The 18,904-nt window shown below is 35.3% G+C and carries 14 protein-coding genes; 11 read left to right on the top strand and 3 right to left on the bottom strand.

Going from position 1 to position 18,904, the window contains the following annotated elements; genetic code table 11:
- Positions 1 to 64: 64 nt before the first annotated feature.
- From KH893_RS01295 to KH893_RS01285, 3 genes are all read left to right on the top strand, one after another.
- The gene (locus KH893_RS01295) at positions 65 to 1,468 is read left to right on the top strand and encodes an ATP-binding cassette domain-containing protein (RefSeq protein WP_281164365.1); all 1,404 of its coding nucleotides are present in this window, start codon (positions 65 to 67) and stop codon (positions 1,466 to 1,468) included.
- 76 nt (positions 1,469 to 1,544) lie between these two features.
- The gene (locus KH893_RS01290; RefSeq protein WP_281164364.1) at positions 1,545 to 2,810 is read left to right on the top strand and encodes a hemolysin family protein; all 1,266 of its coding nucleotides are present in this window, start codon (positions 1,545 to 1,547) and stop codon (positions 2,808 to 2,810) included.
- 25 nt (positions 2,811 to 2,835) lie between these two features.
- Positions 2,836 to 4,413: a peptide chain release factor 3 gene (locus KH893_RS01285; protein WP_281164363.1), complete on the top strand. Its 1,578-nt coding sequence runs from the start codon at positions 2,836 to 2,838 to the stop codon at positions 4,411 to 4,413.
- A 144-nt stretch (positions 4,414 to 4,557) separates the two neighbouring features.
- Here the strand turns inward: KH893_RS01285 and KH893_RS01280 are convergent, their stop codons facing one another.
- The 3 genes from KH893_RS01280 to KH893_RS01270 form a co-directional block, all read right to left on the bottom strand.
- Positions 4,558 to 5,586, bottom strand: a complete 1,029-nt coding sequence (locus KH893_RS01280; protein WP_281164362.1) for a MucBP domain-containing protein — start codon at positions 5,584 to 5,586, stop codon at positions 4,558 to 4,560.
- Between the two features lie 33 nt (positions 5,587 to 5,619).
- Positions 5,620 to 5,901, bottom strand: coding sequence for a DUF1827 family protein (locus KH893_RS01275; protein WP_281164361.1), 282 nt, complete (start codon positions 5,899 to 5,901; stop codon positions 5,620 to 5,622).
- A gap of 308 nt (positions 5,902 to 6,209) precedes the next feature.
- Positions 6,210 to 8,393, bottom strand: a complete 2,184-nt coding sequence (locus KH893_RS01270) for an ATP-dependent Clp protease ATP-binding subunit (protein ID WP_281164360.1) — start codon at positions 8,391 to 8,393, stop codon at positions 6,210 to 6,212.
- 172 nt (positions 8,394 to 8,565) lie between these two features.
- On the opposite strand from KH893_RS01270, the gene KH893_RS01265 reads away from it, so the two are divergent.
- From KH893_RS01265 to KH893_RS01230, 8 genes are all read left to right on the top strand, one after another.
- Positions 8,566 to 8,760: a hypothetical protein gene (locus KH893_RS01265; RefSeq protein ID WP_281164359.1), complete on the top strand. Its 195-nt coding sequence runs from the start codon at positions 8,566 to 8,568 to the stop codon at positions 8,758 to 8,760.
- Positions 8,761 to 8,911: 151 nt separating this feature from the next.
- Positions 8,912 to 9,178 carry a phosphocarrier protein HPr gene (locus KH893_RS01260; protein WP_281164358.1) on the top strand — a complete coding sequence of 89 codons (267 nt, stop codon included), beginning with the start codon at positions 8,912 to 8,914 and terminating at the stop codon, positions 9,176 to 9,178.
- The gene (gene ptsP, locus KH893_RS01255; protein ID WP_281164357.1) at positions 9,178 to 10,902 is read left to right on the top strand and encodes a phosphoenolpyruvate--protein phosphotransferase; all 1,725 of its coding nucleotides are present in this window, start codon (positions 9,178 to 9,180) and stop codon (positions 10,900 to 10,902) included. Before KH893_RS01260 ends, ptsP begins: the two co-directional genes overlap by 1 nt.
- A 187-nt stretch (positions 10,903 to 11,089) precedes the next feature.
- Complete coding sequence (locus KH893_RS01250; protein ID WP_281164356.1) at positions 11,090 to 12,271, top strand: glycosyltransferase family 4 protein; 1,182 nt, start codon at positions 11,090 to 11,092, stop codon at positions 12,269 to 12,271.
- A gap of 21 nt (positions 12,272 to 12,292) precedes the next feature.
- Positions 12,293 to 13,321, top strand: a complete 1,029-nt coding sequence (locus KH893_RS01245; RefSeq protein ID WP_281164355.1) for a glycosyltransferase family 4 protein — start codon at positions 12,293 to 12,295, stop codon at positions 13,319 to 13,321.
- The gene (locus KH893_RS01240) at positions 13,318 to 14,367 is read left to right on the top strand and encodes a lysylphosphatidylglycerol synthase transmembrane domain-containing protein (protein ID WP_281164354.1); all 1,050 of its coding nucleotides are present in this window, start codon (positions 13,318 to 13,320) and stop codon (positions 14,365 to 14,367) included. Before KH893_RS01245 ends, KH893_RS01240 begins: the two co-directional genes overlap by 4 nt.
- A gap of 102 nt (positions 14,368 to 14,469) precedes the next feature.
- The gene (locus KH893_RS01235) at positions 14,470 to 14,697 is read left to right on the top strand and encodes a YkuJ family protein (protein WP_281164353.1); all 228 of its coding nucleotides are present in this window, start codon (positions 14,470 to 14,472) and stop codon (positions 14,695 to 14,697) included.
- Positions 14,698 to 14,776: 79 nt separating this feature from the next.
- Positions 14,777 to 16,846, top strand: a complete 2,070-nt coding sequence (locus KH893_RS01230; RefSeq protein ID WP_281164533.1) for an LTA synthase family protein — start codon at positions 14,777 to 14,779, stop codon at positions 16,844 to 16,846.
- Positions 16,847 to 18,904 lie beyond the last annotated feature (2,058 nt).

The following is an 18,904-nucleotide window of genomic DNA, read 5'->3' as shown; positions in this document are numbered from 1 at the left end:
ATTAGGTCGGAGTCTTATTAATTAGGAGTGCTGGAAAGTTTATTGATAGACAGGTGTTAATATAATGGAAAAAATTGAGATTAAATATATAACTAAAGAATTACCTCTTGTTAAGGGAAAAAAAGAATCAAGTCAAAAAAAAATCTCGCTCGAAAAGCCTGGCTTATTTTGGGCCTTGCGTGGAATATCACTTTCGCTGATTCCAGGTGAAGCGATCGGGTTAATTGGAATTAATGGTGCAGGTAAGAATATTTTAATGCAGATTTTAGCTGGTCGGCTTAAGCAAACGACCGGTTTTAGAACGATTGATGGGAATGTCAATTATGCTGACAGCCGGAGGGGACTTGATGGAAAAGAATCCGGTCTTGAAAATATTCAACATTTACTTGAAAAAAGGGAGCCAGATGAATTTAAAGTTAATCATTTGATCAATGGTGTTACTGATTTCTGTGAATTAGGGGAGTGGCTCTATCGACCGGTGGCAGAATACTCAAGCGGAATGTATGCTCGCTTGTCGTTAGCCATTGCACTTTTTGCCAATCCACAATTAGTTTTGATCGATAGTGTTTTAAATGTGCTTGACATTCCTTTTAGTCAGCGAGTAAATCAAAAAATTCAAGCTTTGAAAGATAGCGGAGTTGCTTTTGTAATTGCTGATACTAATTTAGTTAACATTGAACGTTTTTGTGAAAGGACTCTCTGGTTACAATTTGGTCATGTTCAAGCTTTGGGACCAACAGCTGATGTAATGCTGCAATTTGAATATTTTCAAGATTGGATCAGGAAACTGACCTTGCCAGAAAAGAACCAATATTTAGCTGACCGTCAGGCAGAACAATTACAGTTTGATGTAAAAAAAATATATGAAGAATTTAAAATCGAACAATTTAAAAATGGTTTTACACGTAAAGATGAGCCAAAAATGCGTCGCGCATTTTTTAAAGATCGGGGGGCTGATCCACTCACTACACCTCGTAAAAAAGATAGCAAGCCCCAGCAAAAGCAGACTGCTTTTCAGAAAAGAAGTTGGTTAAAGCTTTTATTAGCCTTGATTTGTTTACTCGTGATCGGATTTGGTGGTTATTTGATGATTTCCGGTGAATCGATTGCTACTTTATTACCATCCTTCAAGTCAGCTTCATCGACCAGGCATTTGACCACTGCATCTGGAAAGAGAAAAAAGAAAAATCATAGTTCGAGCCAAACTAGCCAAGCTAAAAGCAGTTCTTCACTAAGCTCGAGCAGTTCACAGTCGAGTTCGGCTTCATCTGCTAGCTCGTCATCGGCTTCGTCCTCATCAGCTTCATCATCGTCAATTGCAACGCAGACTATCAATGTCGATTCAGGTGATACTTTAGAAGGACTGGCACAAAAATATGCGACAACAGTTGATATAATTAAACAGTTGAATAATATTTCTTCTGAAAGTGATTTAAAAGCTGGTTCGATAATCAAGGTTCCCCAATAACTAGTATTTTTTGTCTAAAGCTATTTAAGCATATCAGGTTTGAATTGATAAATATAAATATTGGAGTTGAAGTTTAATGAATCCAGATCCTGCTCCGGCTGTTTTGGTGTTATTCAGTCTATTTTTGTTAATTAATGCAGCAATCTGTAACGGAATGGCAGCAGCTGTTAATTTACTGAACCGACCAGTTAGTTTGCTAAAAAATGTCCAACTTGATCAAACTGACTTTGCAGGACGGTCAGCTGATTTGCGAATCACAGCAATTTGGAATTTTGGTGTCGCTTTGCTGATTCTGGGGATGATTTTTAATACCTATGTTTTTTGGCAAAATAATTGGTGGTGGCTTTTGCTACTAGGGGGTTGCCTGCTTGCAACCTTGAATGAAATCGTTCAGCAGTTAGCTAAAAATGATGCCAAAGCTTTTTTAGCTTTTGGCGGGAAATTGGCGAAAGTCAGTTTAAAAGTTTTAGGACCAGTAATTTGGTTGACCAAAAAAACAGCAAATGTATTTTTGAGCAAGAAATTGAGAGCAACAACAGAACAAGAGTTGGATAAAACACCAGCTGGATTTTTAAAAGAACTCTTTGACCAGCAAGGTAATTTTAATGAAGGAACTTTTCAAATGCTCAAAGGCGTTGTTTCACTTCAGCAAAAAATTGTTCGAGAAGTAATGGTTGCCAGAACAGACGCTTTTATGATCGACATAAAAAATGACAACGATCGAAATATTGATGCCATTGTACAATTACCATATTCTCGAGTCCCGGTTTTTAGTGAAAGTAAAGATAATATTGTTGGAATTATTCATATTAAAAACCTTCTTTATGCAGCTCGTGAGGAGGGCTTTGAACATATTAAAATTAGACGGGTAATGCAGCCAGCTTTATTTATTCCCGAAACTTTACCGGTCGATGAAGCCTTGATCAAACTTAAAAAGACGCGTAATCAAATGGCAATTTTGTTTGATGAATATGGTGGAGTAGTTGGTTTGGTTACTTTGGAGGATTTAATTGAAGAAATTGTTGGTGAAATCAGTGATGAATCCGACCAGCCTAAGCCCAAGTACCAACGAATTTCTAATCGTGAGTTTTTGGTGGAAGGGCGCTTACCATTAGATGAATTTAATGCAAAGTTTAAAACCAAATTGCAAAAAGATGACATAGATACCATTGCTGGATATTTAATAGCTTGCTATGGAGAGATCCCAGCAGATGGTTCACATGTCGTAGTTAAAATGGCTGATGTGAAGTTGGTTACGGAGCAAGTTAGCGAAGGTAGGATTTTAAAAATAAGAGTAATTCTGCCTCCAGAAAAACAAACTCAACCAAAAGTGGAAATTTAAATTATTTGAAAGTGAGAGATGATTGATGAGCAACATAGATTTGGCAAAAGAGGTTAATAAACGAAGGACCTTTGCAATTATTTCCCATCCTGATGCTGGGAAAACGACAATTACAGAACAGTTGCTTTTATTTGGCGGAGTTGTTCGTAAAGCAGGGACGGTCAAGGCAAAAAAATCTGGCAGTTTTGCTAAATCAGATTGGATGGAAATTGAAAAGAAACGTGGGATCTCGGTCACTAGCTCAGTGATGCAGTTTGATTATCAAGGCAAACGGATAAATATTTTAGATACTCCAGGACATGAAGATTTTTCAGAAGACACTTACCGAACATTGATGGCAGTTGATTCAGCAGTGATGGTAATTGATTCGGCAAAAGGAATTGAGCCACAAACTAAAAAATTATTTCAAGTTTGCCGCATGCGGGGAATCCCAATTTTTACATTTATGAACAAGCTGGATCGTGACGGTCGAGCCCCGCTTGATTTAATCAATGAATTAGAAGAGGTTTTGAAGATTGATGCTTATGCAATGAATTGGCCAATTGGCATGGGTAAAGGCTTAAAAGGAATTTATGATATTTATAATCAGCGGATCGAGTTGTACCGGAAAGAAGATCATGGGGAAAAATTTTTAAAATTAGATCAAACTGGAAAATTAGCTGAAAATCATCCTTTGAAAGAAGAAAGCATCTATCGTCAAGTATTGGAAGAAATTGAGTTATTGCAGATGGCCGGCAATCAGTTGGAACCTCAAAGAGTTGCTGCTGGTGAAATGACACCAGTTTTCTTCGGTTCAGCTTTAACTAATTTTGGTGTAAAAACTTTCTTAGACGCTTATCTGCAGTTTGCACCAGTTCCTGGTAGTCATCGAATAGTGGACGGTCGGTCTATCTCAGCAGCTGATCCGGAATTTTCGGGTTTTATTTTTAAAATCCAAGCTAACATGAATCCTAATCATCGTGATCGAATTGCTTTTGTTAGAATTTGTTCTGGTAAATTTGAACGTGGCATGGATGTTTATCTAAAACGAACAGGGAAAAAGATCAGATTAGCAAATTCAACGCAATTTATGGCTGATACGCGGGAAACTGTTGAACATGCGGTCGCAGGAGACATTATTGGACTATACGATACTGGAAATTTTCAAATTGGTGATACCATTTATAATGGAAAGCAAGTTTTACAGTTTGAAAAGTTACCACAGTTTACACCTGAAATTTTTGTCAAGGTTTCTGCTAAGAATGTTATGAAACAAAAATCTTTTCATAAAGGAATCAAACAATTAGTTCAAGAAGGTGCAGTACAATTGTACCAAAGCTATTCCACGGGAGATTATATTTTAGGGGCTGTTGGGCAGCTACAGTTTGAAGTTTTTCAATTTCGAATGAAAAACGAATACCATTCGGATGTGATTATGACATCAATGGGTCATAAAATTGCTCGTTGGATCAAACCTGAGCAGCTTGATGAAAAAATGTCATCATCGCGAAATCTTTTAGTTAAAGATCGCCAAGGACTACCGCTGTTTTTATTTGAAAATGAGTTTTCAGAACGTTGGTTTAAGGATAAATATCCCCAAGTTAAGTTAACTGCCAAACTATAAAAAAAGCTGGAAATTTTCCAGCTTTTTTATTTCGACAATTTTAATATAGAAATGCTTCTCAGCAATTCAAATTGATTTTTGTAATAAGTTTTTTATTGACGATGCATTTAACATTTTGCTGATTAATGTCATCAATAACATTAATTACTTTAAATAGTATCCTGGGATCCAGCCATAACTAATAAGCTTATACCAGTAGGTTTTATCAATAAATACTTTGGCAGAGGTAGTTACTTGTTGTCCATCATTGATCCGACCAATTAAGTTGCCATTAGGAGCATCAAAAAAGCTCACCTTTTTATTTGCAACAAAATTAATCTTGGCTGTTTGATCGATGGCAATTAATTTTGCTTTTTGAGGTAATTTAACTGTTGAGAGCATTTCAGTTTCTAATACCATTTGATCTTTTTGATATTTGACCCAGAATGAGCCTAAATTAAGCCAAATTTCCTGATTATCTTTAAGTAAACGTTTAAAAACCTTCCAAGTTGTTTTTGGATGGAGATTTAAGAAGGAACGGTGATCTTCTACATGCTTAAAAGCAGGAGTATACTTCTTAATTTTTAAAAAGGCAGTTAACATTTCAACTGCCTGCCAATCCTTCTTTTGATAAAAAATAGTAGTGACTTGAATGTTTGACGTATAAAAACCCTTTATTTTGCCAGTGACTGAAACAAGTTTATAGTCGTCGAATTCAGGAGGATAAACTTGAAAAGCTTCACCAATTTTTCCTCGTAAGAACAATGGTTTATGCAACTGAAAATTTTCCTCAAAGTCAATGAAATTAACAAAAATTGGAGCACCATCTTGTTTTCGATAGACAAAAACCATAATGGCATATTTTGAGAAAAAGAGCTGGCTAAAGCCATGAATGTTAATTAAATCATAATTTGGTAAAGGATGCAGTTTAAAATTGACCTTTTCACCAAGTTTGCCACTGATAAGTTGTGGACGGGCAATTTCTCTTTGGTAATCATCCTGATAAATAATTAAAACTAAAGCATCTTGAGTGCTGTGCTGCATTTGCAAAGCAGTAACTTCTTCTTTTTGAGGTGGCAGATTGTGATGACTTGTTAAAAAAGTGTCTGAGTTTGAAAATCTTTCTTTATTTTGGAAATGATCATTCTGATCTCTAAAGGAAAAGATTTTCTGCAGAAAATCTTTAAAAGACAATTAGCATCACCACTTTAAAAAATTTGACTGGAATTACTGATTAGCTGGTAGCAAAATGTCCACCACTGTCTTTGTTCGAGTAATTTTAGCATCCTTTTGCGTTGAATTTACCAATTTCTTTAAAACAAAATCAATTTCTCTGTCAGAAACTGGACGCAGACGATTTGAAACTAGCAATTCGTCGGTTTGAGCCTTTCGTTTATAAACTACCCGGGTATTACCTAAAGTATAGATCTTGATGAAATGTGCCGTGGAAACTTCAAGCTCACGTTTGATCTTGCGTGAATAACTGTTACTAACATCAACTAAATGCATAATTCTCATCCTCCATTCCTTAATTTCATTATAGCTAAAAACAACAGTTGATTGTACTAAAAAGTTAAGAATATTTGGAATAAATGATACTTTTTTAAAAGTTAAATCCCCATGAAGCAATTATCAAGAAGTAAACTATTACTTCAACGAAATTAAAACGTTGAATTGGGTTTAAGGGACCTTTAAAGTTTTTCGATCGTGAATTATTTTGAAAATGATTGAAAATTAAAAAATGGTTCTTACAAATTAGTTTTAAACTAACTGAGAGAACCATTTGTCCCAAATATTCTGAATTAAAAATTTATTGACTATTTCTCATCAGATGAAGCCGTTGCTTGAGTGATGATGATTTGATCATCCTTTAAATTTGCTGCTAATTGCTTTGTTGCTGGATGTTCTAAATAGAAATCAGCAACTTGATCTTCAATTTGTTCTTGAATAGTTCTTCTTAAAGGACGAGCTCCCATTTTTGGATCATAACCTAAATCAACTAATTTTTCTTTTACAGGTTCACTAACCTTCAAAGTAATATTTTGATCTTTAAGCATCTCATTTACATCAGCAAGCATCAAAGATACAATTTTCATTAGATTATCTTTGGTCAGTGAATTAAATTCAACTATATCATCAAAGCGATTTAAAAATTCAGGCTTAAAATAATTAGTTAAAGAGTCAATTACTGAGTGAGTTTTTCCAGTTGCTGCAGCACCAAAGCCAACGTTTGCTACAGCATCACCACTACCAGCATTGGAAGTCATAATAATGATCGTATCTTTAAAGCTGACAGTCCGACCTTGCGAATCAGTTAAACGACCATCATCGAGAATCTGCAAGAACATGTGCATTACATCGGGATGAGCTTTTTCAATTTCATCTAAGAGAATCAAACTGTACGGATGACGTCTAACTTTTTCAGTTAATTGTCCAGCTTCTTCATAACCAATATATCCAGGAGGTGAGCCAATCAATTTAGAAACTGAATGTTTTTCCATGTATTCACTCATGTCAAAGCGAATCGTAGCATCGGTGGTTCCAAATAATTCACGTGCTAATTGTTTAGCTGTTTCAGTTTTGCCGACCCCAGTTGGTCCAACAAAGAGGAATGAGCCAATTGGTCGACCAGATTTATTAAAGCCGATTCGATTTCTGCGAATTGCCCGAGCAATTTTGTCGACCGCCTGATCTTGACCGATTACACGTTGTTTAAGTGAATCCGCTAAGCTTTTCAGTTGCTGTTGTTCCTTGCGCTTGAGTTCACCAACTGGAATACTGGTTTTTTCTTCGATAATTTTTTCCATATCCTTTTCAGTAACAGTTGGCGTATCAGTTTGCGCCGATTTGTTTTCTCGAATTTGATTGAATTTATTGACTTGATCGCGGTAATAAGCGGCTTTTTCATAGTCTTCGCTTTTAAGCGCAGCCTGCTTTTGCTTTTCAGCAGTTTCAATTTTTTGTTCAATGATTTTCGGATCGATGGCCTGGATGGTCAAGTTCTTTTTGGAACCAGCTTCATCAAGCAAGTCAATCGCCTTATCAGGTAAAAAACGATCTTGCACGTAACGATTTGAAAGTTCTACCGCAGCCTTAATTGCCTCGGGAGTATATTTGACGTGGTGATACTTTTCATATTTAGTTTGAATTCCTTTTAAAATCTGGATAGTTTCAGCAATGCTGGGTTCATTGACCTGAACTGGCTGAAAACGTCTAGCTAACGCAGCATCTTTTTCAATTTTTCGATACTCATTTAGCGTAGTTGCTCCAATTAATTGCAACTCACCGCGAGCGAGTGCTGGTTTTAAAACGTTGCCTGCATCCATACCACCTTCAGCATTTCCAGCTCCAACAATTTCGTGAATTTCGTCGATAAATAAAATAACATTCGGTTGATTTTTGACTTCATTCATCAATTGCTGCAGACGTTGTTCGAATTGTCCTCGAATACCGGTACCTTGAACTAAAGAAACGACATCCAAGCGAATAAGATGCTTATTAAGCAGTTTTTGTGGAACATCGCCATTAACGATTTTTTGCGCTAACCCCTCAACGACTGCTGTTTTACCAACACCAGCTTCACCAATTAGAACTGGATTGTTTTTTGTTCGCCGATTCAAGATTTCAACAACTCTGGAAATTTCCTTGTCTCTTCCAATTACCGGGTCAATTCGATTCTTCTTAGCTTCATCAGTGAGGTCAAGCCCATACTGTCCAAGAATTCCCCCCCCGCGATTATTATTGCCGCCCCGGGCAGCTTGTGGCTGCTGGAACTGCCGTGACGCGGTAGAATAGTTGCCACCACTCATTGCTTGAAAAATATCGTCCAAGCTGCCAAAGCCAAAAGGATCTTGCATCGTTGCTTGAGGTCCATATTGCTGGGTACTTTCTTTAAACTTTCGGTAACAGCTTTGGCACAAGTCTACTGAAGTTTGTCGACCATTAATATTAGTCGTTAAGTGAATTGTTGCAGGATTTTTATGACAGTTTTGACATAACATCGCATTTCACGACCTTTCATAATTAACTTGGTCAAAAACTGTTTGACTATCTTTGACCTTTTCACCAGATAGTATACTACATCTGAAAAAAAGAGCAAGCAAGAACAACTTAGCTAATTAAACTCATTAGTGATAGTATTAATGTGACTTAAAAAATGGGAGAATCATAAAAATGAATGAAAAAGACTACCATTCTTTACTAGAAGAGTTGGTAAACAAGAAAATCAAGTTTTTAAAAATCGAACCAGAAGAATTTATGAAATTTCAACCAATTTTGATGAATTTTCGTCAAAGAAAAAGAATTATTGGCAGGGCACAGCCAAAGGGAACAGTTGTTTATTATTACAAAGGCAATATTAATAAATAAAAACTATTGTCTTGACTTTTATTTCATGCTAAGATTTATGTCAGTAGGGAGATTGTGTCATCTTTTAATGAAAACGTTTTTGGACTTTTCATTATTAATTTAGATGTCATTAGATTTTCTATCAACTTATATCAAAAGGAGCTTGATTCAAATGGAAAAGAAAAACTTTCATATTATTGCAGAAACAGGTATTCACGCACGACCAGCAACACTGCTCGTCCAAGCAGCTAGCAAATATAATTCAGATATCACTTTGACTTTTAATGATAAGTCTGTAAATCTTAAGTCCATCATGGGTGTAATGTCACTAGGCGTTGGACAAAATGCTGATGTTACTATTACTGCTGATGGTGAAGATGAAACGGATGCTTTGACTGCTATTAGTGATGCAATGAAAAAGGAAGGACTTGCTGAATAATGACGAAAGTACTCAAGGGAATTGCTGCAAGTGATGGCATTGCGGTTGCTAAAGCTTATTTACTTGTACAGCCTGACTTGACTTTCCAAGAAAAAAAAGTTGACGATTTAGAAAAAGAATTAAAGAGATTAGATGATGCGGTTGCCGATTCAAAAGCTGAGCTTGAAATTATTAAAGAGAAAGCCGTTGAAAATTTGGGTGCTGATGAAGCAGCTGTTTTTGAGGCACATTTAACCATCTTAGCTGATCCTGAATTCTTTGGCAACATTAAAAATGAGATCAAGAATGATCGGGTTAATGCTGAAAAAGCATTGCAAGATGTTGCAGATCAGTTTATTAAAATCTTTGAAAATATGACTGATAATCAGTATATGCAAGAGAGGGCAGGGGACATCAGAGATGTTTGCAAACGAGTAATGGCTCATTTGTTGGGAGCTAAACTGCCTAATCCTGCACTGATTAATGAAAAAGTAGTTATTATAGCTCATGATTTGACTCCTTCTGATACAGCTCAACTTGATCGAAAATATGTTAAGGGCTTTATTACCGACATTGGCGGAAGAACATCACATTCGGCAATTATGTCAAGAACACTTGAAATACCTGCAGTTGTGGGATCAAACTCTGCGACAACTGAAATCAAGGATGGTCAGCTAGTTGTTTTAGATGGTATTGCTGGTGAAGCTTTAATTGATCCTAGCGAAACAGAAGTTAGTGAATATCTAAAAAAAGCTGACGACTTTGCTAAACAAAAAGCAGAATGGAAGCAATTGAAGACAGCAGCTTCTGTTACCGCCGACGGTCAGAAGGTCATCATTGGTGCTAATATTGGTACTCCTAAAGATGTTAAGGGAGCCAATGACAACGGGGCTGAAGCAGTTGGACTATTCCGTTCAGAGTTTTTATATATGGATTCTAGTGAGTTGCCAACTGAAGATGAGCAGTTTGAAGCTTATAAGCAGGCTGTTGAAGGTATGAATGGCAGACAAGTTGTCGTTCGGACCATGGATATTGGTGGGGACAAGGAATTATCATACTTACCTTTGCCAAAAGAAATGAATCCGTTCTTAGGCTTTCGGGCGATTCGAATTAGCTTGAAGCGTCAGGATATTTTCCGGACTCAGTTGCGTGCTTTATTAAGAGCATCTCATTATGGAAAATTGGCTATCATGTTTCCAATGATTGCAACGGTTAAAGAGTTTAAAGCTGCTAAGGCAATTTATGAAGAAGAAAGAGCTAAATTGATCAAAGCTGGAGTTCCGGTGGCAAATGATATTGAAGTTGGCATGATGATGGAAATTCCTGCTGCAGCAATGATAGCTGATAAATTAGCTAAGTATTCTGATTTCTTTAGTATTGGAACTAACGATTTAATTCAGTATTCAATGGCTGCTGATCGTGGAAATGAACGAGTTTCTTATTTATACCAGCCATATAATCCGTCTCTTTTGCGTTTGATAAAGAAAGTTATTGATGCTTCACATGCTGAGGGTAAATGGACTGGCATGTGTGGTGAGATGGCTGGAGATCAAGTAGCTGTGCCATTATTGGTTGGCTTGGGGCTTGATGAATTCTCCATGAGTGCAACTTCGATTTTGAAGACTAGAAGTTTAATGAAAAAACTTAATTCAGCGCAGATGAAACAATTGGCTGAAAAAGCGGTAACTGATTGTGAAACAACTGAAGAAGTTGTGGAGCTAGTTAAAAAAGTTGTCAAGTATTAATTTAAGAGTATTTGATTTTTTCTCATGATCATAGAAAATTATTCGATGATCATGAGTTTTTTTGTAGAATTGATTCATCTTATTTTTTAAGATTTTATCTCTTTTTTAAGATATTTCTTTAGAATATTTGCATAACTTTATTACAAACCATATAATTAGTTTGATTACTTAGTTAAGGAGGATGCTCGTGAATATCGGGATTTTTACAGATACGTATTATCCGCAAGTCAGCGGCGTGGCTACCTCCATCAAAACTTTGAGGGATCAGTTGGAAAGTAGGGGGAACCATGTTTATATTTTTACAACAACTGATCCTAAGGTACCTTCTGGAGAATACGAAAAAAACATTTTCAGATTTACAAGTATTCCATTTATTTCCTTTACTGATCGAAGGATTGCTATCAGGGGGTTGTTTCGTGCCTATCAAGTTGCTAAGGAATTGCAACTTGATATTGTTCATACACAAACAGAGTTTTCGATGGGGTGGATTGGCAAATTTGTTGCCAAAAATTTGGGGATTCCTTGTATTCATACGTACCATACAATGTATGAAGACTATTTGCATTATGTGGCTCGCGGGAAACTATTAAAGCCACGTCATGTTAAACAAATGTCACGGTCATTTTGTTATCATATGACAGGTATTATTGCACCCAGTGACCGCGTTTTAACAACACTTGAGGGTTATGGTATTAAATCTCCGATTGCAGTCATTCCAACAGGAGTCAGCTTACAGAAATTTCAAGCACCAGTTAGGATTGATGTGCGAAAAAAGTATCAAATTTCGCCGCAACGTCCATTAATTTTAACTTTAAGTCGACTAGCTTATGAAAAAGATATTGATCGTTTAATTGCTGCTTTGCCAAAAGTTTGTGCAATGGAATCAGACCTTCTTTTAATGATTGTTGGTGATGGTCCAGCAAGAGAAGATTTAGAAAAGCAAGTTAACGATTTGAAAATGCAAAGCCATGTGATTTTTACGGGTGAGATTTCAAATGAACAGGTTGCTGATTATTATCATGCAGCAGATCTTTTTGTTTCAACATCTGTTTCAGAGTCTCAGGGATTGACTTATATTGAGGCGTTGGCTTCAGGTCTGCGGGTAGTGACAACCCATAGCCCGTATACTGATCGTTTATTAAATGATCAAGATTTTGGGGTTGTTTTTGATAATTTGCACGCCTTGCCGGAGCTGATCGTCAAATATTTAAAAATGTCACAGAAGCCGATCAGCCAGACGAAATTAACTCCCAAGCTGGCTAAAATTTCGGCAGAAGATTTTGGAAAACGTGTTTTGAATTTCTATCAGGATTGTCAGGTCATGTATGAAAAAGCAAAAGAAGCCAATCATTCGAGTGAAGTTGGCTAGTGGGCAAAAGGAGTTTGAAGAATGTTAGATGTTCATATGTTTTCTTCGGCAACTAAGGTGAAAGGTCAAGGCGTTGGCAGCGCCTATCTAGAATTGATGGGATTATTGAGAAAATATTTTCCTCAAGATATCAAAATTTCGGTCAATAATTTTGGAAAAGCAGATATTAGTCATTACCATACAATTGATCCGCAATTTTATTTGTCGACTTTTTTCCCCGGTCGAGGAAGGAAAATTGGTTATGTACATTTTTTACCTGAAACTCTTGAGGGAAGCTTAAAAATTCCACAACCATTTAAGAGTATTTTTTATCATTATGTTATTAGCTTCTATCGGCGAATGGATCAACTAGTTGTGGTTAATCCATCATTTATTGAGAAATTAGCTACTTATGGAATTGACAAAAAAAGGGTAACTTATATTCCAAATTTTGTGGCAAAGAAAAATTTTTATCAAATTGATCATTCACAAAAAACTAAATTACGAAAAAAGTTAGGATTACCAACTGATAAATTCACGATCATTGGAGTTGGTCAAATCCAAGAAAGAAAAGGTGTCTTAGATTTTATAAAACTTGCGCAATTGCTGCCGGATTTTTATTTTGTGTGGGCAGGTGGATTTTCTTTTGGAAAAATTACTGACGGTTATCGTGAATTAAAAAAATATGTTGCTGATCCGCCGGTTAATTTAAAATTTCCAGGAATAGTTGAGCGAAATGCAATGGGAGAATTTTATAATGCAGCAGATGTCTTTTTTTTGCCTTCGTTTAATGAACTTTTTCCAATGAGCATTCTGGAAGCCGCAAGTTGTGGATTGCCAATTATTGTCAGAAATTTAAAATTATATCGTTCGATACTGGGCGGCAAATATTTAGCTGGTGAAACAATCAATGATTTTCAGCAATTGCTTGTTAATTTAGCTAATAGTCGGCAATTGAGGGATCAACAGCAAGGATTATCCTTAGCAATCGCTGAAGAATATTCGGAAGACCGATTGGCAAAAAAATGGCTGGAATTTTATCGTTCGCAAAGTGAGCTGAATAATTTATGACCAGGAAAAATAAAATTGTGCTGCTGTTGATGCTGCTAATTGGTGTGCTTATCATGTACTTTTCGTTGCAATCAATCTCCTTGAAATCATTAATTAGTGATTTGATCAAATTAAAGTGGGGCTGGTTGGTAGTTGCTTTGATCAGCATGATATGTTCTTTCATGATGGAAGCAGTTGTTGTTAAAATTTTATTGCATCGAGAGACAATGAATTTTCCATGGCTCAATGCAATTCGTGTCCCCCTAATTGAACAGCTTTTTAATGGCATAACGCCCTTTTCATCTGGAGGACAACCAGCCCAATTATTTGCTTTAGTACAATCCGGAGTTGATGCTGGGCGAGCAACTTCAATTTTGTTGATGAAGTTTGTCGTTTATCAGTCGATGATCGTCATCAATTTTATTTTTGCTTTATTTGTCGGATTTCATTATGTTGCCGATAAAATGCATGCCTTATCATTGTTGTTTTTGTTTGGCCTTTTGATTCATTTCGGAGTTATTATTGGCTTGTTATTAGTAATGTATTGGTATTCATTTACTAAAAAAATGGTAAGAATATCTTTCTATCCAGTTAAATGGTTTGTAAAAAAAGAGAGGGTTGCCAAGTGGGAACTGGTGATTGATGAAAAAATTGAAAACTTTTATCAAGAAAGCATGCGCTTGAAGGGTGATTTTAAGTTATTATTAAAAATTGGGGGATTGACCTTGATCCAACTTGTTTTTTATTATATTGTCCCCTATTTTATTTTACTGGCACTTGGTCAAAAAAATGTCAGTTTGATTTTGGTCACAACATTACATATCTTAATTGTAATGATAATTTCGCTTTTTCCAATTCCTGGTGGATCAGGTGGTGCTGAATATAGTTTTTTAACAATTTTTTCGAGTTTTATTTCTAATTCAAGCAAATTAATTTTAGCTATGTTATTATGGCGTTTGTTAACTTATTATTTGGGGGTTATTTTGGGATTGATTGCATTGCTGATTTCTCCGCGTAATGTTAATTCAAATAAAAGTCAAATAAAAGTCAATAAAAAAGTGTCATAAGTTTTTTATAAAAGAAGTAGTTTTAATTGGACTACTTTTAAAAATTTGCTAGAATAGACGGAAATGGAACTTAATAAGTTTAATGATGGAAGGAAGAAAATTATGGCAGCATCAAAACTTGCAGCAATTATTTCAAGATTAGAATCAATGATAACTGCTGGGGACGGTGAAAGTCGGCGATTTGAAAAAAATGGTCAGCAAGTAGCTACGGTAAATTATGATTCTGAGAGTAAGACTTTTAAATTAAATGAGAATAAAAGCCAACAAGTCTTTGAATTTGATGATGTTGATTTAGTAGCCATGGAAATATATGATTTATTGGCTGATTAAGTCATTAGAATTAAAACTTGGAGGAGAATAAATGAACTCATTTTGGAGACTGATCAAGTCTTTAGGGAGTAGCAATAAAATGGCAGATCAAAATAATTATAAGGATAATTTAAAAAATTTTTTTAATACAAAAAAGGGCTTTTTCCTGCTAGTTTTAATTTCATTTTGGATCAAGACCTATATTATCTATTTGACTAAATTTAATTTAGGCATCAGTGATTTTATGCAGCAGATTATTTTATTTTTTAATCCGCTCCCTTTCGCTTTGCTTTTGTTGGGAATAGCACTTTATTTTAAAGGCCGTAAATCATATTGGTTGTTGATGCTGATTGATTTCTTAGGTTCACTTTGGCTTTTTGCAAACATTTTATATTATCGCGAATTTTCTGATTTTTTGTCTCTTAGTATTATGAAATCTTCGGGTTCCGTTTCTAATCACTTAGGTTTAAGTATTATGGAAATTATTCATCCTACAGATTTCTTAGTTTTTATTGATTTTTTGGTGTTAACTGGTCTATTGGTTTTCAAAGTAATAACGATCGATATGCGCAAGCCTAAATTCTTGTGGGCAACAGCAGTTAGTCTGATTGCGGTTGCTTTATTCGGGATAAATCTTTCATTTGCTGAAAAAGATCGTTCTCAATTACTTACCAGGACATTTGATAATAATTATATTGTTAAGTATCTTGGAATAAACTTCTATGCCGGGTATAATGCTTATCAAACTTATCGTGAAAATTCAACGCGGGCTAATGCTAGTAGTAATGATTTAAATAACGTTCTTAATTTTTTGAAAACTAATCGAGTAGGTGACAATATTAGTTATTATGGTAAAGCACAAGGTAAGAATGTCTTTATCTTCCATCTAGAAAGTTTTCAACAGTTTTTAATTGACTATAAGGTCGATGGTAAAGAGGTAACTCCAAATATTAATAAATTTTATCATGACCAAAATACCTTGTCATTTGATAACTTTTTCAACCAAGTCGGACAAGGAAAAACTTCGGATGCTGAAACAATGTTGGAGAATTCCCTTTTTGGGTTGCCAACAGGGTCAGTCATGACAACTTATGGTTCTTCAAACACTTTTCAAGCTTTGCCAGCAATTTTGGATCAAAAAGGATATACAACAGCGGCTTTCCATGGAGATGTAGGTAGTTTTTGGAATCGTGACAATACCTATAAGTCTTGGGGTTATCAGTATTTCTTTGACGAGGACTTTTATAAAGATAAAACGAATTATAGCATTGGTTATGGCTTAAAGGATAAGATTTTCTTGAAAGAGGCAGTTCAATATTTGCAACAGCTGCCGCAGCCTTTTTATGCAAAAATTATTACTTTAACCAATCATTATCCCTACGAGTTAGACAAACAAAATCAGACTATTTCTAAGACGAAGACAGGAGATCAGACTGTTGACGGTTACGTCCAAACAGCACATTATCTAGACCAAGCGTTTGGAGAGTTCATTCAGTATCTTAAGAAAGCCGGTTTGTATAATAATTCGATGATCGTTGTTTACGGGGATCATTATGGGATTTCTAATAACCATAAGAAAGCAATTGCTCAGTTATTGGGTAAAAAGTCTGTTTCAAGTTATGATTTGGCGATGTTCCAAAAAGTACCTTTCATGATTCATTTGAACGGATTAAAAGGTGGAATCAACCACACATACGGTGGGGAAATCGATGTTATGCCAACTTTGATGGATCTTTTAGGAATTAAAGATGATGATACAATTCAACTAGGTCAAGACTTGCTAGCAACAAATCGTAATCAGACAGTGGCGTTCAGAGATGGAGATTTTGTTTCACCTACCTATAGTAAAATTGGTAGTACGGTTTATGATAATCAAGGGAATGTTGTTAATAGCTTGACTAAAAGTGAAAAACAAGAAGTCAATTCTATGCAATCTAGGACTGACAAAGTACTTTCCTTATCTGATAAGATCATAACTGGTGACTTATTGCGTTTCTATACTCCAAGTGGTTTTCAGAAGGTTAATAAGTCGGATTATAATTATAAGTATAATGCAACACTAAAAAGTTTGAAAAAAGCTCAACAAAAGAAGAAAACTAGTTTAATCATGGAAGATGGTGGTAAATCAACTGTTGACCTATTTAAAACGGATGCGCCAGAACTAAAATAAATCTAGAAAAGCAAATGACTTGTTAGATTGATTGAACAAGTAACTTGCTTTTTTATTTAACAAAGAATCAATTGAGGATGGTGAGTATTGACAAGTTGTTTACTTAATTGTCAAACTGAATATAGCGAGTGGGAAGGCGTATCTCCTTAAGTGAGTTTGGTTGCATTAATTTGTTTGACTGGATGCGTCAAATCTCTTGAGTAGTGATTAAATCAGTAGAAAAAAGCACTGTAGTGATAGCATTTTGAAAGAAAATTTTTGGGGGTAGACTTTGTCTTTGAGTGTGGCTGTATTGCTAAAAAATAATAAGGATTGAGATGTTCTTGCGCTTGAGTTTAGAAACCTTAGTTAAAAAGATGGTTTTGTTATATTTAAGATGTTCGTGAAAATTTAGATAGGCAAAATGGAACATCAGTATGACTGACCAAAAATATTTAACAGTTTCAAAATAATTTATTTAGTCCTTAACGTTATAATAACAATTATTACTGTCGTACTGAGAAGGTTTGTGATTAAAAAAGAAATATATAGTGACTATGTCTCCATGTTAAGTCTTTTTTGAGGGAAATCTGTTGATATGGTTGACATAGATGGCAGCAAATATGGCAAAAAGTTTAAACTGTCGTCAAGCACACTTGGAGCCAGCTTATCAAAAATCCTGATTTCATCTGCAAAAATTGTTTCTAAAGTATTTACTAATTTATGACTAATGAATTAAATTAGGGTTTTCTTTGGGAGCGACGGTTATCATAAGATTAACGTTACGATCTTTCTCTAAATTGTCAACACAAGTGCAACGAGCCAGGGAGCTAGCTAAATGGAGACTCAATAAGACGGGTAGAACATGAGACGCTTTTAATTCATCGCCTCCTATCATTATTAGAAAAGCCATGTAATGATAGATTTTTAAGAATGTTTTCTTGGATAAGGTTATTCTGATTCTCGTTACCGCCTCTTTTGCAGAGTGAACATGGGTGTGCGAAGTTAGATCTTAGGGCCTTGAATTTGATCTAAGAACTTGAACTCAAAACGATTGCCAAGAGTGACTGTTTTGAATTAGTTAGGGTACTTGTTTATCGTCATTTAAGCAACTATCGGCGAGAAGTTTCACAATATAAAACGCGTCTTTCTTTCAGTCAAAGTTATGAGTACTGATTTGTCGGTTAAGGTCTGTCTTCGACTGAATCACTTTTTCAAGTAGCAAAACATTCACAATTATTATAAAGTTCGGTCGTTCTTCGATTAAGAAGTCTTGATTAATATAACGATAAACAGTTGGCGTTAACATTTGACGTTGAAGAGCATGGCTTATTTATCGGCTATTTAAAGCTGCATAAAATCGTCGTCACTGCCGATGCAAGGTCGCCGCTTGAGAGCTGTTTAAAATATCTTAAAAACTAATTGGCAGGATGTTTTCAATTTCTTAAAGTGGCATTTTGCTGGGCTTTTTCATGTATATTTGGCTTATCTCTGTAAGATATTGTTTAAAGAAAAGATAGTCAGAATTACGCTGTAAAAAAGTTCTACATCTGAGTTTGCGAGAAATAATGCTGCGGTTACGTTCATTTGAAGGGGCAATATCTGCTTGAGGTTTTCTGGCTTTCAAGTAGGCTTCAATTTTGCCGCTTTCTTCTGGTGAGAGTTGTTGGTAATATTTGGCAGTTATTCCTGGATTGGGTCATGGAGATTTACTTTATTTAGAGTTATTGGATACTTAAAGTTTAGGTCTCTATGGCCTATTTGTAGATTTTTTTATTTGCTGTACTTAAATTGTAAATTGGAGAACAAAAAAGTCTTGACCTAGAGATTTAAAGTTGGTATTATATTTATTGTTGTTGAGATTTAAAAGCTGTTCTTGATTGAACGGTGGTTAAAAAAATCTTGACATGATTAATGATTTTTGATATCATTAAGAAGTTGTAACAAATAAGGTAGACCTTTGAAAACTGAACAAAGTTTCGATAAACAAATGTGCAGGGCCTTGAAAAAGGACAACATTTGCGAAGTCAATTCGCTAGTAATAAATTTGAGTCACAAACTTTAAAATGAGAGTTTGAT

Source organism: Liquorilactobacillus sicerae (assembly GCF_029916425.1).
In the GTDB taxonomy this organism is placed as follows: Bacteria; Bacillota; Bacilli; order Lactobacillales; family Lactobacillaceae; genus Liquorilactobacillus; species Liquorilactobacillus sicerae.
The sequence above is the reverse complement of the archived record's forward strand: the minus strand, read 5'-3'. Positions and strand labels throughout refer to the sequence as shown.

Bases quoted from the DNA above. Each gene is read 5' to 3' on its own strand.
- KH893_RS01270 (WP_281164360.1), bottom strand. From the start codon at position 8,393: ATGTTATGTCAAAACTGTCATAAAAATCCTGCAACAATTCACTTAACG.
- KH893_RS01260 (WP_281164358.1), top strand. From the start codon at position 8,912: ATGGAAAAGAAAAACTTTCATATTATTGCAGAAACAGGTATTCACGCA.
- KH893_RS01285 (WP_281164363.1), top strand. From the start codon at position 2,836: ATGAGCAACATAGATTTGGCAAAAGAGGTTAATAAACGAAGGACCTTT.
- KH893_RS01230 (WP_281164533.1), top strand. From the start codon at position 14,777: ATGGCAGATCAAAATAATTATAAGGATAATTTAAAAAATTTTTTTAAT.
- KH893_RS01240 (WP_281164354.1), top strand. From the start codon at position 13,318: ATGACCAGGAAAAATAAAATTGTGCTGCTGTTGATGCTGCTAATTGGT.
- KH893_RS01265 (WP_281164359.1), top strand. From the start codon at position 8,566: ATGAATGAAAAAGACTACCATTCTTTACTAGAAGAGTTGGTAAACAAG.
- KH893_RS01245 (WP_281164355.1), top strand. From the start codon at position 12,293: ATGTTAGATGTTCATATGTTTTCTTCGGCAACTAAGGTGAAAGGTCAA.
- KH893_RS01290 (WP_281164364.1), top strand. From the start codon at position 1,545: ATGAATCCAGATCCTGCTCCGGCTGTTTTGGTGTTATTCAGTCTATTT.
- KH893_RS01295 (WP_281164365.1), top strand. From the start codon at position 65: ATGGAAAAAATTGAGATTAAATATATAACTAAAGAATTACCTCTTGTT.
- KH893_RS01235 (WP_281164353.1), top strand. From the start codon at position 14,470: ATGGCAGCATCAAAACTTGCAGCAATTATTTCAAGATTAGAATCAATG.
- KH893_RS01275 (WP_281164361.1), bottom strand. From the start codon at position 5,901: ATGCATTTAGTTGATGTTAGTAACAGTTATTCACGCAAGATCAAACGT.
- ptsP (WP_281164357.1), top strand. From the start codon at position 9,178: ATGACGAAAGTACTCAAGGGAATTGCTGCAAGTGATGGCATTGCGGTT.